The 12,558-nt window shown below is 64.4% G+C and carries 12 protein-coding genes and 5 pseudogenes; 4 read left to right on the top strand and 13 right to left on the bottom strand.

The genetic code is table 11. From position 1 onward, the window contains the following. Positions 1-328, bottom strand: a 328-nt coding sequence (locus MFF58_RS23185; RefSeq protein WP_238291350.1) for an ABC transporter permease, incomplete at its 3' end; no start/stop codon positions are given. A gap of 57 nt (positions 329-385) precedes the next feature. Between MFF58_RS23185 and MFF58_RS23180 the strand changes: the two are divergent. Next, positions 386-1,217: pseudogene (locus MFF58_RS23180) on the top strand (IS630 family transposase); the annotation flags it as partial. Between the two features lie 106 nt (positions 1,218-1,323). Here the strand turns inward: MFF58_RS23180 and MFF58_RS23175 are convergent. The 4 genes and pseudogenes from MFF58_RS23175 to MFF58_RS23160 form a co-directional block, all read right to left on the bottom strand. Beyond that, complete coding sequence (locus MFF58_RS23175) at positions 1,324-1,821, bottom strand: hypothetical protein (RefSeq protein ID WP_238291349.1); 498 nt, start codon at positions 1,819-1,821, stop codon at positions 1,324-1,326. Positions 1,822-2,303: 482 nt separating this feature from the next. Then, positions 2,304-2,765, bottom strand: a complete 462-nt coding sequence (locus tag MFF58_RS23170) for a hypothetical protein (RefSeq protein WP_238291348.1) — start codon at positions 2,763-2,765, stop codon at positions 2,304-2,306. A 62-nt stretch (positions 2,766-2,827) separates the two neighbouring features. Continuing rightward, on the bottom strand, positions 2,828-3,214 hold the full coding sequence (locus MFF58_RS23165) for a hypothetical protein (RefSeq protein ID WP_238291347.1): 387 nt from the start codon (positions 3,212-3,214) through the stop codon (positions 2,828-2,830). 355 nt (positions 3,215-3,569) lie between these two features. Beyond that, positions 3,570-4,556 (bottom strand): annotated as a pseudogene (locus tag MFF58_RS23160) (DDE-type integrase/transposase/recombinase). Positions 4,557-5,288: 732 nt separating this feature from the next. Here MFF58_RS23160 and MFF58_RS23155 point away from each other — a divergent pair. Then, positions 5,289-5,578 (top strand): annotated as a pseudogene (locus tag MFF58_RS23155) (transposase); the annotation flags it as partial. On the opposite strand, the pseudogene MFF58_RS23150 reads toward MFF58_RS23155, so the two are convergent. Then, positions 5,576-5,701: pseudogene (locus tag MFF58_RS23150) on the bottom strand (IS3 family transposase); the annotation flags it as partial. The pseudogenes MFF58_RS23155 and MFF58_RS23150 overlap by 3 nt on opposite strands. A gap of 51 nt (positions 5,702-5,752) precedes the next feature. Here MFF58_RS23150 and MFF58_RS23145 point away from each other — a divergent pair. Beyond that, positions 5,753-5,994: pseudogene (locus tag MFF58_RS23145) on the top strand (IS3 family transposase); the annotation flags it as partial. A 29-nt stretch (positions 5,995-6,023) separates the two neighbouring features. Here the strand turns inward: MFF58_RS23145 and MFF58_RS23140 are convergent. From MFF58_RS23140 to MFF58_RS23110, 7 genes are all read right to left on the bottom strand, one after another. Further along, positions 6,024-6,416 carry an HNH endonuclease signature motif containing protein gene (locus tag MFF58_RS23140; RefSeq protein WP_238291346.1) on the bottom strand — a complete coding sequence of 131 codons (393 nt, stop codon included), beginning with the start codon at positions 6,414-6,416 and terminating at the stop codon, positions 6,024-6,026. Beyond that, positions 6,416-6,859, bottom strand: a complete 444-nt coding sequence (locus MFF58_RS23135; RefSeq protein WP_238291345.1) for a hypothetical protein — start codon at positions 6,857-6,859, stop codon at positions 6,416-6,418. The genes MFF58_RS23140 and MFF58_RS23135 overlap by 1 nt, the downstream gene beginning before the upstream one ends. A 706-nt stretch (positions 6,860-7,565) precedes the next feature. Further along, positions 7,566-8,759: a DNA modification methylase gene (locus MFF58_RS23130; RefSeq protein ID WP_238291344.1), complete on the bottom strand. Its 1,194-nt coding sequence runs from the start codon at positions 8,757-8,759 to the stop codon at positions 7,566-7,568. A gap of 311 nt (positions 8,760-9,070) precedes the next feature. After that, the gene (locus MFF58_RS23125) at positions 9,071-10,174 is read right to left on the bottom strand and encodes a hypothetical protein (RefSeq protein WP_238291342.1); all 1,104 of its coding nucleotides are present in this window, start codon (positions 10,172-10,174) and stop codon (positions 9,071-9,073) included. Then, on the bottom strand, positions 10,174-10,554 hold the full coding sequence (locus MFF58_RS23120; protein WP_238291340.1) for a DUF5681 domain-containing protein: 381 nt from the start codon (positions 10,552-10,554) through the stop codon (positions 10,174-10,176). Before MFF58_RS23120 ends, MFF58_RS23125 begins: the two co-directional genes overlap by 1 nt. Continuing rightward, on the bottom strand, positions 10,544-11,320 hold the full coding sequence (locus tag MFF58_RS23115) for a hypothetical protein (protein WP_238291338.1): 777 nt from the start codon (positions 11,318-11,320) through the stop codon (positions 10,544-10,546). Before MFF58_RS23115 ends, MFF58_RS23120 begins: the two co-directional genes overlap by 11 nt. Before the next feature lie 448 nt (positions 11,321-11,768). Further along, the gene (locus MFF58_RS23110; RefSeq protein ID WP_238291353.1) at positions 11,769-11,984 is read right to left on the bottom strand and encodes a hypothetical protein; all 216 of its coding nucleotides are present in this window, start codon (positions 11,982-11,984) and stop codon (positions 11,769-11,771) included. A 271-nt stretch (positions 11,985-12,255) separates the two neighbouring features. Here MFF58_RS23110 and MFF58_RS23105 point away from each other — a divergent pair, with 271 nt between their 5' ends. After that, positions 12,256-12,537 (top strand): hypothetical protein, encoded by a 282-nt coding sequence (locus tag MFF58_RS23105; protein ID WP_238291337.1) that lies wholly within the window; start codon positions 12,256-12,258, stop codon positions 12,535-12,537. Positions 12,538-12,558: the final 21 nt, after the last annotated feature.

The raw sequence follows: 12,558 nt of genomic DNA, 5'->3' as shown, positions 1-12,558 counted from the left end.
CCGTGCGCGCCCGGCCCATCGCCTCGTCCGAGACGGCCTTGGCGACGATGTAGGCGACGGCGTCGCGGTTGACCCCGCTGGCGCTGCCGAGGAAGCGCAGCTTGGCCGTCTCGAGGGGGACGAAGACAACGTCGTCCTGATCCGGCCCCTTGGCGTCCAGTACGCCCACCACCTCGAACGGTACGCTCATGATGCGCACCTCGGTGCCCAGGACCTTCTTCAACTCGTCCAGCAGGCCATCGGCCTCGAACGCCGTCTTCGGATTAGCCCCGGCCAACAGCTGGTCCAGGAGCGCATCAGGGATACGGGGTGCTTTGCGTCGTGCCATCGGAACCTCCTTCGGGTCCACTATGGCCGCCCGCACACGAAATTCCTTACAGTCCCGACGCGCCCGCCCGGCACGCCGCCCCACTCGACCGAAATGGTGGCCGAGGTGCTGGCGCTGACCTGCTCGGAGCCGTCGGGCGAGGTCACCCACTGGACCGGCCGTGCCGTAGCCCACGCGGTCGGGATCTCGTTGCGCGCCGTGCAGCGGATCTGGGACGCTCACCGCCTACAGCCGCATCGTCTGCGTACGTTCAAGCGCTCGCGCGATCCTGCCTACGCCGCCAAGGTCGAGGACGTGGTCGGTCTCTACATGGACCCATCCCCCCACGCGGTGGTGCTGTCCACCGACGAGAAGAGCCAGATCCAGGCGCTGGAGCGCACGCGCCCTGACCGTCTGCTCGCCCCGGCCATCCCGCCGCCCAGACCCACGACTATACCCGTCACGGCACGACGACGCTGTTTGCGGCCCTCGACGTCTTGGCGGGCACCGTGCTCGCCGCTGCATGCAGCGCCACCGGAACGGCGAGTTCATCCGGTTCCTCAACGCTGTCGAGGCTGCCGTCCCACCCGGCAAGGTGATCCACGCCATCCTCGACAACGTCGCCACCCACAAACATCCGAAGGTGGGCACCTGGCTCGCCCGCCACCCGCGCTGGATTTTCCACTTCACCCCGACCTCAGCCTCCTGACTCAACGCCGTCGAGAGCTCCTTCTCAGCACTCACCCGTCGTCGGCTGCGGCAAGGCTCATTCACTGGCGTCGTCGACCTGCAGGCGGCGATCAAACGCTACATCGCCGAGCACAACCAGAGCGCCAAACCCTTCGTCTGGACCAAGCCGGCCACCGACATCCTCGCCGTCGTCTGCCGAGCCCCTGAACCATCCGTCTGAGTCAGTGCACTAGCGGTGTAGCCGATGCACCATTTGAACTTCGATATAGCATCGGCGCTCGCCGCGAGACCATACCGGATCGCTCTTCGCGCATCGCTGCACCGCATTACTGCCCTGAATAATTACCGTCTCCGTTCCCGACACCATTGCCGATACCGAAATTGCCATTCCCGTTGGTAAGATTGCCGTTGCCGTTGTCGGAGCCGATGTTGCCGTTGCCGTTGAAGTTGCCTGAATTGCCGTTGCCGTTGTTGGAGCCGGTGTTGCCATTGCCGTTCCCGTTGCCGGTACCGCCCATCAGGTCTAGGTTGGAGGGCATGCCATTCCCATTGAGAGCGGCGGCACCGCCGGGTGCGAGCGCTGCAGCCAAACCAGCGGCGCCGGAGCCTGCGGAAGGCACGTGACCTGCCCAGAACGGGACGGTGACGCCACTGGGGGGCATGTGGTGGTGATGCCGGAAGAAACCCGGCATCGGGCTCCAGCCGTTGGCCGGGCCGGTGGGGGCCGAGGGCGACGTGACCACCTGGGCCGAGAGGGGGGCCGGGAGCAGCGCCGCGACAGTGATGCAGGCACCTCCGGCCATGCGTCGGAATGAGTCGTTCATGCTGAAATCTCCTTCGATGCTGGGAAATCTCCTTCGATGCTGGTTTGCATGCGAGGCGCTCGGCTTCCGGACAAAGCCCGAGATGTGGCATGCCTGCCGCACTCGGAACCGGCTCAGGATGCGGCCTGCCGCGGTCGAGAGAGGGCGGCCGGTGGCCAAGCGACGATCACACAGGTGGGACGAAGCACGCTGCCGAGCTGGAGCATCGCCGTTTCCGTCAACACGGATCCAGGCAGTCAGAGGGTGGTGCTGAGTTGTAATGCGGTGCGACCGGCCGCCCGCTCTTCTGTCTGTCGCCCTTCTTCCGGCCGGGCCGCTGTTTCGGCGTACGCTGGATGGCCCCCGCCTGCTCGTCCTCCGACCAAACATGACCGTTTACGGTCTGAAGGCGAGAATTCGGCTTTGGGGGTCGTCTACGGCCGGACCCGGACACGTTTTTCCTCCAGCTTGAAGAAGTTTGACACTCAGCCTCGTCGACGTTTCTAGCGAAAGCGCAGGGTCGGATTGCCGTTCAAGTTCCCGTTCGCAGACCCGATATTGCCGTTGCCATTGAAACTTCCGCCGTTCAGGTTCCCGTTGAACGAGCCGACATTGCCGTTCCCGTTGTTGGCTCCCGTATTCAGGTTGCCGTTGAAGGCGCCTGCGTTGTTGTTGCCACTGGTCGAACTGGTGTTGCCGTTGCCGTTGAAGGCACCGACGTTGCCAGTTCCCGAGTTGAAGGCGCCCAGGTTTCCGTTTGTCTGAATGGCACCGTTGCCGTTGCCGTTGCCGTTGCCGTTGCCGGAACCGGTGTTGCCGTTGCCGTTGAGGTTGCCGTTAGCGATCCCGATGTTGCCGTTTCCATTGCCGTTGCCGTTTCCGAAGGAAAAGGCGCGCGCTTGAGCCGAGGCCCCATCCGCGGCTAGGAGTGCCGCGAGAACGAGAAACCGAGCGTTCTTCATCATCGCCTCCCTGCAAACAGGTCGGGAGCGACCAGATGGGCCGCTCCCAAGGTCATCGTCGCGGCTCAGCGGTTCAGGTTGCCGTTGCCGTTGCCGCTGAAGAAACCGCCGTTGAGATTGCCGTTGGCGTTGCCGTTGCCGATACCGCGGTTGAGGTTGCCGTTGACGTTACCGTTGCCGAAACCGACGTTGCCGTTTCCGTTCAGGTTGCCGTTCAGGGCCCCAGCGTTGCCGTTGCCGTTCAGGTTGCCGTTGAACGCACCGAAGTTGAAGTTGCCGTTCCCGTTGCCGTTGTAGGCACCGGTGTTGCCGTTGCCGTTGGCGTTGCCGTTGCCGACGCCGATATTGCCGTTGCCGTTGCCGTTGCCGCTTCCCACGGAAAACGCGTAGCCCGTCGAGGGCAGAGCGGCGAGCGAGAGCGCGGCGACGGCCGAGAGCAGAATCTTTTTCATCAGATGCCTCCGTTGATGAATGCACGGCCTCATTGACCGTTTGAGCCGGCGCTCGCAGACGAGAGTTCTGCTCTGCATGACCGACGTCGCTAATATTAACGGCTAAAGCGCTGATGTGAATACTGATAAATTACTAGTAATTTTGGACTACATCAAAGGTAGTAGAAAAATCAAATTGTCCATTTTTTCAATCGCTTAATGATATTTTTGACCGATGTGAAAATTAAAAAAAATCGGCACAATACGGCCATAACCGTACAGCCAATAAAGCAAAATCATCAGATAAAACATAATATTTGAGATTTATATTCTGAATTACTAAAATATTGTCAATTCTTGGACAGTAAAAATCATGTCATCTGTCTGGATGTGAGACTTTCTTGGCACGTGCGGCTACCTTGAGGGCTTTCGGGAGTGCATTCGGGTCCGGCGGTTTGGTGACGGGTTTGGCGAGCTCAAGCTTCGCCTTCAGCCGGTCGCGCAATACCCTATCGGGTGAGCGGCCCTTCAGGACGCGCTGACAGCGGCGGTTGTAGGCGACTTTAAAACCGGAGAGCAGCGTCTCAAGATCCTGGTGGCTCCAGAGCGTGATGCCCAGCACCTCGCGCTGCACCCGGCCATTGAAGCGCTCAACCATGCCGTTGGTCTTCGGCGTGTAGGGACACGTCTTGCGATGCTGTACACCGTGCCGCTTGCAGGCGTGCTCGAAGGCGTCGGCCGTGAAGCAGGAGCCGCGGTCGGTGAGCACGTGCGTGACCTTGAGCGGAAAAGCCTAGAGGGCGTCCGTGAGGAAGGCCACCGCCGAGGCCGTGGTCTCGTCGTCCTTGACGGCGAGATGCACGTAGCGGGAGGCCCGGTCGATGGCGACGTACAGGTAGCGCTTGCGCGAGACGCGGTCGCGATCCTGCAGCTTGGGCAGGTGCTTCACGTCGATGTGGATGAAGCCGACCTCGTAATCCTTCAAGCTGCCGTGCGGTTTGCGGACCTTCTCGGTGGACGGCGGAAGGTTGAGGCCCTCGGCCTTGAGGATGCGGTAGACCGCATCCCGGTTCAGGTGTGGCAAGAAGTGGCTGACCACGAAGGTCAGCACGTCGAGAGGAAAGCCGGTGGCGCGGCGGAGCGCGCATACGATGGCGCGCTCCCCATCGCTGGCGCGCCACGCGAGCTTGTGCGGGCGCGCCGAGCGGTCCTGGCACGCATTGGGACCGCGTTTGCGCCACTTGCGGATGGTCTCGGTGGAGACGCCATAGCGTTTGGCCAGTACGCCGGAGCTCTCGTGGGAGCGGGCGATCTCGGCGCGCACGGCCGGGGTCGTGCGGGCCTGGGGATGGATGGCGAGCATCAGCGCTCCCTCCTGGCAGACTGGCGGCGCACACCGTCGAACCGCCACGCCTAGGCTTTGATCGCCCAACGCGCCGCATCTCAACGACGTCCCTCAACCTGACAGGCGGAGAACTTCGTGACCTTCCTGCGGATGTTGGCACGCGTGTGGCGGACGCGTTGCCTGCCCGAGGCGGTACGGAGCTGCGGTGCTCCAGTAACCTGACGTCGCTTAAGGCACAGAGTCAGGAAGGCTTTAAGAGCGGACGGGATGCGCCCTGGAGCTGGAGCGGCTGAGACTGCCGGCCGCTTCTACGATTCCGGTCTGCGTACCACTCCCGGCACCAGCACTCGGCGGAGATCCTGGCTCCCGCGCGAGATGCAAACGCGTGGGGCGAGCGCTCGGCGATTGCGCCCTCAGGAGAGCGGATCACCCAGCGGAACACGCTGGCGTCCATCGTGCAGGCGGTAACGTCGACCGCATGAGTACGAGTGAAAAGTCGTGCCACCATAAGCAGCTAGCGTGTTCACCTGGAGCCGTGATCCATCGCGCAGGCAAGAGGCTGGATTTCAGACTGCGTAGCGCGATCGTAGACGGCCGAAAGGCTGCTCCGAGTACTCAAATTGGCTGAGCTATGCCGGCCGCTGGCGAGCCTCCTGAACGGTCTGAGGGCCTACGGGTTCAACAAGGTGCCTAGGAGCCTGTCTGAGTAATCCCCTCGACGGCGGATCGAAAGGGTGCTTCACTCGGCTCATGGCCAAGGTGTTTCGCGCGTGGGATGTCGATCAGGGCTGGCTGCTACCGCCCTCGCTGCACGAGTTCGTACCGCCCGGGCACATGGCGCACTTCGTGCGCGACACGGTGCGGGAAGCGCTCGACCTCTCGGCCATCCTCGACACCTACACGGAGGAGCGCGCGTGTGCGGGTACCCGCCCTACCATCCCGGCATGATGGTGGCCCTGCTACTCGACGACTACAGCCGCGGCCTGTACTCCTCGCGCCAGCTCGCCCGCGCCTGTGAGGAGCGGGTCGACGTCATGGCCGATCTTGCCCGCGATCGACTGCATCGCGGCCCAGGGTGAGCCGTGCTCGCCCCGATGCTCCCGGACCATCCGGACAGCCCGCTCGCGGACCTCAGGGGAAAACGGTGGGGTATGCTTCGTCATGGCTCCAGTCTCTCAAGAGTTGGAGACTCCGGAAAACCCGGGGCGGTTCAGAACCGCACCATCAAGGACGCTACGGTCAAGCGCTATCACTATACGACACGCACGAACAGCTTCAGGCGCACCTCCAGCTGTTCGTGGACGCCTACAACTATGCCCGTCGGCTGAAGATCCTGCGCGGCCTCACGCCCTAAGAGCATGTCCTTCAGGTCTGGACCAAAGAGCCCGAACGCTTCAGACTCGATCCGTTACACCACATTCCGGGACCATACACTCGAGAGTCCAAAAGCTCATGACCAACAGTGCACATTGCCTTGAACGCCTACTACTTATTTCCTCGATCTAGGCGCTCGCCTGTATCGCGGCGGATAACCCCGCCGCCGATCAACCGCTTGAACGGACTCGCCTTGCTGCCTGGTAATGGGCGCCGCTGTGGATTCGCAATGCCCGCGTGCCGGTCGCGCACCCGCCGCACCCGCGCGATCACGCCGACGTCGACCACCGTCTTGGCCGCATGACAGGGCCGGCACAGCACCTGACAATTCTCCAATGAGGCGTCCTCGGTCAGCGCCGCCGGGATGATGTGATCGTAGTGGAACCGCCCGACCTGAAGCGTGCATGGGCAGCGGCTGCCGTCCATGAGGACACCCTCGCAGCGCTCGTCAGCTCGGGCGAGGGCGGCGCGCAGCACCGCCTTGCTAAACTCCCGCCGCGCCATCACGCTACCCCCGCAGCGCTGTGCGCGGTCGGGCCACCCAGGTCAGCCGCGACCTCGGCCCGCTCCGACTTGGACTCGGCCAACCGGTAGGCGTGCAATTCGCGCGCGCCGAGCGCAGCACAGGCGGCGAGCCAGCCGAGGAAGCCGGGATCGCCATCCTCGCAGGCGCGGGCCGCAGCGACCGAAGCCTGACCGTGTTCATCGCGAGCGACCGCAAGGATGACGGCCGCGTGCTCGGCGACGAGGTCGAGGGAGTCGAGCGGTTGGACGACCACGACGTAGCGCCGGCCGGAGCGCCCGCGCCAAACGCTCATGGCGAGTGCAGGCGCGCCGCGTAGACCCGCGGTCGTGCGCAGGCGCTCCTCACGAACCGAACAGCGGACGGCGCGGTCAGCCTTCAGCTCGCGCAGGGCAGCCGCCCAGGAGATGGTGCGCTTCGACATCGCCGGCCTCAGGCGCTGAGCGGGAAGAGGGCGACAGGCGGCTCGTCAAACGGCCGCGAGTGCAACTGCGTGGTTGAAAGGGACCCAGCAGGGCAGGGGGCTGGCTGAAAGGCCGCTGGGATTGAGGAGGCGGTTCGAATGTGGCCCTGAGTAGGAGAACGCATGCTGTGCTCCGAGTCGTCGGCGGGACCTGCCCCGCCACCAACCCGACCCCGCTGTCGGTCCATGAGACCGGCGGGGTTGAGGCACGCACGCCGCAGCCCTCAGGCGTGCTGGCTACTCGGCGTCAGCCCGAGGGCATGAGCCAGCCCCTGCCAGCGGTCACAGCGGCTACGTTACGCACGATCGGCTTACAGCTGCGGACGCTCATCGCGCGCGGGCGCTTAATAATGAAGGCCAGCCAAGCGCTTGGCAGCTTAGGTTTCCGACTCATCGGACCGGTCACTCGGGCTCTGACTGCGTCGCTCTGTGAGCATTGACGCTCCGTTAGCCGCGGCAGTCCAGTGTAGATCGATGTTAGCTGTCACTTTTCGGCGAAAAATCTTATAAGATACTTACGCGACACACCTCGCAACTGATTGCATTCGACCATGCGAACGAAGCAGGCGGTGATGTTTACACGCCGAGGCCGCCGGCGAAGGTGGATGAGGCTTCGGCTTACGAAGCCGTCACCATCCGAGGACGTCGTCTGTAGGTTAGCCCGGCATCACGATGCCGGAACGATCCAATCCACTAGGCCATGGTGCGATCCTTCCGCCTCACGGATGGCAAGACCGCCCGTCACCTCTTTGTACCGCCTCACGATCAGGTCGACGTAAAGCGGGTCGATCTCGACGCCATAGCACCGTCGTCCCGTCCGCTCGGCCGCAATTAACGTCGAGCCCGAGCCCAGGAACGGGTCGAGGACGACCTCGTCGCGCCCCGTGAGATCGAGCAAAGCATCCGCGAGCAACGCGACTGGCTTGACCGTTGGGTGATCCTGCAGGCCTTTCCGCGAGCCGGATCCGAGCGACGAGGAGCCGGGATGGGTCCAGAGGTTCGAGCGCCAGCGCCCGCCCCGGCCCAGATCGACGTTGTTGACGTGCGCCTCCTCACCCTTCTTGAACAGGGGGAGCAGCTCGTGCTGCGAGCGGTACAAGCTGCCCATGCCGGCGTTGGTCTTCGCCCACACGATCAAGTTCAACGGCGTTAAAGCCAGCTCAGCCGCCGCATGTTGAACCACGTGCAGCCCGCGCCAGTCGATGAAGGTGCCGAACACGCCGCCCTCGACGAGGTAGGGCAGGGCCGTCCCAATCCACTCCAAGTTGAACGTCCGGAATTCCGCCTCGCTCATCTCACCGCTAGCCATCGCGAATTCGCGGTGGTCACCGCCCGTCACGTGCCCGCGGATCGGCACGTTGTAAGGCTCGTCTGTGAGGAGCAGGCGCGCACGCTCCGGTCCCATGAGCGTGGCTAGCACGGCTGGATCGCGGGCATCCCCGCAGACCACCCGGTGCCGACCGAGCACGAACACGTCGCCCAGTCGCGCCACCGCTGCTGCACCCGCCGACGGTGTCAGCGGGCCGGGTTCGACGGCCTCGGGCTCATCGTCCAAGAGGACCTGATCGATCTCGCACTCCGTGAAGCCCGTCACGTCGAGCGCGCCGTCCTCAAGCGCGAGCTCCTCGAACTCAAGCTTCAGCTTGTCCAAGTCCCAGCTGCCGCGCTCCTGCAGCCGGTTTAGCGCCAGCCGCAGGGCGCGCTGCTCGCCAGGTGTGAGGTGGCCCGCGACAATGCAGGGAATGGCGCTTAAACCCACGAGCTTGGCCGCCTCGACGCGGGCCACGCCGTCGAGGATGCGGTCCTGCGCATCGATCAACACCGGATCGCAGAAGCCGAGAGCGCGGATCGAGGCGGCCACGCGATCCACCTGGGCAGCATCGCGCGTGCGCACCGCGCGAGCTGGCGCTGTTAGTGCCCCGGGTGAGCGCTGGACCAAGGCGAGGCTTGGAGCCAAATCGTTGCGGATGCGGCCAGCTGCAGCGCTTGGCCGATCCAGGCTAGCCCGACGACGATGGCTCTTGCTGTGCAGAGCGCCGACGAGGGCATCAGAGCCGTCCAGGTGTCCTTTCGTTGGGCGGCCCATTGCCACTGCTCCCTCTGTCCATATGACCGTCAGATGAGTGTGCGACCCGCTGCCCCTGATTGCTCCAGGGGCTGATGCGAGTCCTATCAGAGCCCCTGCGCCTCCAGCCGGCTTCTGTCGCCCTGTGCCTCAGCCACCAGCCGTCGCTGCTGGATAATCGCGTGAGCCTCCCATTCAGCATCGCTGTAGGGTATCTTGCTCGTGTGCGGTGGTGGCTCACCGACGCCGAAGACCTCGAACTCGAGGGCGTCGATCTCGCGAACCTTGCGAAACGCTCCGCCCATCGACATGCCGGGTTGCCAGTCGGGCGGGCGGGGCGCCCAGAACCAACCCACGCGCTCGAGCCCCGGCGCTCTCGATGGTTGCTGCAGGTACTGTGCCCGGAAGTTATAGGCGCCGACCTCGTGCAAGATCGCGGTCAGGATCTCCTGCCCTTCGCGATCCGGCAGCAATGGTTCGCCCTTCCGCCGTATGACGGTCCGCCGCTCGTGGAGCCGCCATGCCTCGTCCTTGAGAGCGATGGCCGGCAGCACCACCTCGGTCCACACCCCACTTTTTCGGACGTGAGCCGTCAGATCATCCCGATGCACACGCTGCATCACCAGGATGATCGCGCCTCCGCTTTTGTCGTTGAGGCGCGGCACGATCTCGGCGTCATACCAAGCATTGACACCCTCGCGCTCCGCGTCGTCTTGCGCCCGGTGCGGCGAGATCGGATCGTCGATGACGATGAGGTCGGCACCGCGCCCGATCAGGCTCTGGCCGACCGCTGTGTAGAGGATGCCGCCGCCGTGCGGCAGAACGATCTCGCCAAGTGTCACGGTCGGCCGCAAATGCGGGAACAAGGCACGGCACCGCTGATTGCGCATCAAGGCGATGGCCCGGCGCTGCAGCTCGGCAGCCAAGCCCCGCGTGCCGGCTCCGACGATAATCTTGCACGTAGGATCGCGGCCCAGGGCAAAGACCACCGTCGCGACCGAAGCGCAGTGCGATTTAAAACTGCGCGGCGGCGCGTTGAGGATCAGGCGGCTGGTGCGGCGATCGAGACAGCCCTGCAGCGCATCGGCCATGACGTCTATGTGCCAACTGGTGTCGAGAGCATGTTGCGAATGCAACTCGTTGAATGCGAGCTTGGTGAAAGAAGCGAGGTCCGTGCGGTAGAGACGCTCGTGAATTGAGTCTCGCATCATCAATCCTCCGATTTGACGTTATCGTCAGGCGGGACGAGCGTGGCGGCAAATTCGGCTAGGATCTTGTCGTCGTAGGGCTTGACCCCGAACGGATCAGGTTTGCCACTCTCGCGCATATGCCGCAGCAGAAGCTCCTGAGCGCGCGAATTGCCGTTCACCGCAGCCTTGACAATGTTCATCGCGAACAGCTCGCGCACGCTGACACGCACTTTCCGGCCGTCGCGGTTGACGAAGACAAGCCGGTCAAGCTGTTGATCAAAGAGCGTGCCGATATCCTTCGAACGGCGAGGGCGACCACGCGGGTTGCCGGAGGTCCCCTGCTTGAACCGTGTGTGGCGTGGCGGCTTTCCGTAGCCGACCTCGTAGCCATCATTTGTCATGATCACGCTCCTGAACGTGGAACTGGGCTACGGCATCGCTCCAGTTGCTCGGCGGCTTAGATGACCGACGCCCACGCTTGCGCGGCGGGGCACGCTGAGCGAGTTCGGTGACGCGGACGGCGAGCTCTGACAGCTCGATTATGAAGGCACCGAAGAGGCCATCCACGAGTTCCTCCGAGAGAAACGCGTCGAGGCTGGCACGACCGTACAAGACCTGCTTATGGCAGAGACGCTCGCCCGCCTTCAGTTCCCCTCCGAAGAAGGCAACAGCACTCTCGGTCGCCTCCACGCGCCGGACCGCGAGGAATATCTTAGTCTGCTCTCGCTTTTCTCGCAGCGACAGGGTCGAGTGCGAAACGCTTGATTGCGTTAGTTTTGTGCGGCCCCAGGTCTGCAACCCTGCATTTGCTCTATCGAACGCAGTCTTGAGGTCTTTCTGGAACTCGGAGATCAGCTCGACGACCTCTCCTTGTTTGCATCCGAAGCGCGCCAGCTCATGAGCGACAGCAAGGTTGAACACGCGGAGAGGCGTATACTGGACGTCATGACCCGTCCCGGCCGGTAGCTCGTCATAGAACGCCAGGGCAGCTTCTGGCTGCAGATCTTGGCTAGCGCGAGCGCGCGTGACGTCCTCGTCGAGAAGGCGTCTGACGCTGGCGATCAGCCGGGGAGGGATCGGTTTATCGAGGCGCAGGTGCGCTGTGTCTGATGCTCCGTACAGGAGCGCATAGACGAGCTGGATAGCCTGCTGGCGAGTCACGGTCATGATGCGAATATAGAGGCACTGACCGAGGTTTCAATAACGCAAACTGATCTCACATCTGCGCTGGCATATCCCTGCAAGGGGCCCTGTCATCCCTGTTGAGACAGAAAAATTCCCTGCTTCCGCAAACCGGCAGTTTCACAGCCAACCAATTGATTTTATTGTCTTATCTACGCGATTCTGTCTCAAAGCAACGCGGTTTCGCACTCGCTTCCCTGTTGCGCGGCTAAATTCAAGCCGTTTGGCTGCGCTCACGGTGATGAACGCGTAGACGATAAGCCAGGCATAGCCGCCCAACACGACGGCACCCGCGGGCAGGAAATGCACGAGGGGCTCACGCACCAGGGCGGCGATCCAGGCCGCGGCCCGCGCGCCCTTCGCCGGGCCGCGGCGCTCAGCCCCGGCCGCTGCGGGGCAGGTGTGGTCGGGCCTCGGAAGCATGACCCTAGCCCTACCGCCCGACGCGCCGGGACGTGCGCCGGGACGTGCGCCGGGCGACGCCGGCCACGCTCGGCGCGGTCGCGGGCCGTGCGATCCGCGCCCCGGCGCGGGAGACGGAGGCGAGACCGCCGAACCGCCCGGACGGCAGCGCACCGGCGATGAGGCCCGTCCCGAACGCGGCGGCGGCGATCAGGCCGTCGCGTGCATGTCGCCAAGGCCGAGCCATCCTGCTGCGATCCTCGCTCGCGCCGAGGTCCCGGTGCGCGGCCTCCGGCGGCGTCGCTCCCATCATCGGGAAATTCGTCGCGCGCTTGATTCCGCGGGACAGCCCGCCTCGAAAACAGGCCGTGGCCGGCGCGGGACGCGCAGCGTCCGCCCGGCGAGGGCGGTTCGGCGCGCGGTGCGGATCCTCCTGTCCAGTTCGGTCAAGCGGCGCGCGGCGTCACCGGCTAGGTTGGCGGGCCTCCATCCGTTCAGCGGCTGCCGCGAAGGCCGTCATGACACGCCTCCAGATCTCCACCGTCACCCTGATGCTGGCCTTCGTCGCCGGATTGGCGGCCGGGTCCATCCGCCCGGAGGCGCGGGACCGCCCCGCGCAGGGCACCGTCACCATCCCCAGCGACGCGGAGCTCAACCGGCTCGAACGCGAGGCGATCACCACGCCGCCCCTCGATGTGAGCGGAACGCCGCCGCGCGGTGGGGGCGGGGCACGGGACCGGCGCGAGCGCCGCATCGAGCGGCGCCCGCCGGAGCGCGGGGGCGCCTGCGACGACTGCTGAACGGATCCGCACGAGGTCGCG

It is taken from the genome of Methylobacterium longum (genome assembly GCF_022179385.1).
Taxonomy (GTDB): domain Bacteria; phylum Pseudomonadota; class Alphaproteobacteria; order Rhizobiales; family Beijerinckiaceae; genus Methylobacterium; species Methylobacterium longum.
The sequence above is the reverse complement of the archived record's forward strand: the minus strand, read 5'-3'. Positions and strand labels throughout refer to the sequence as shown.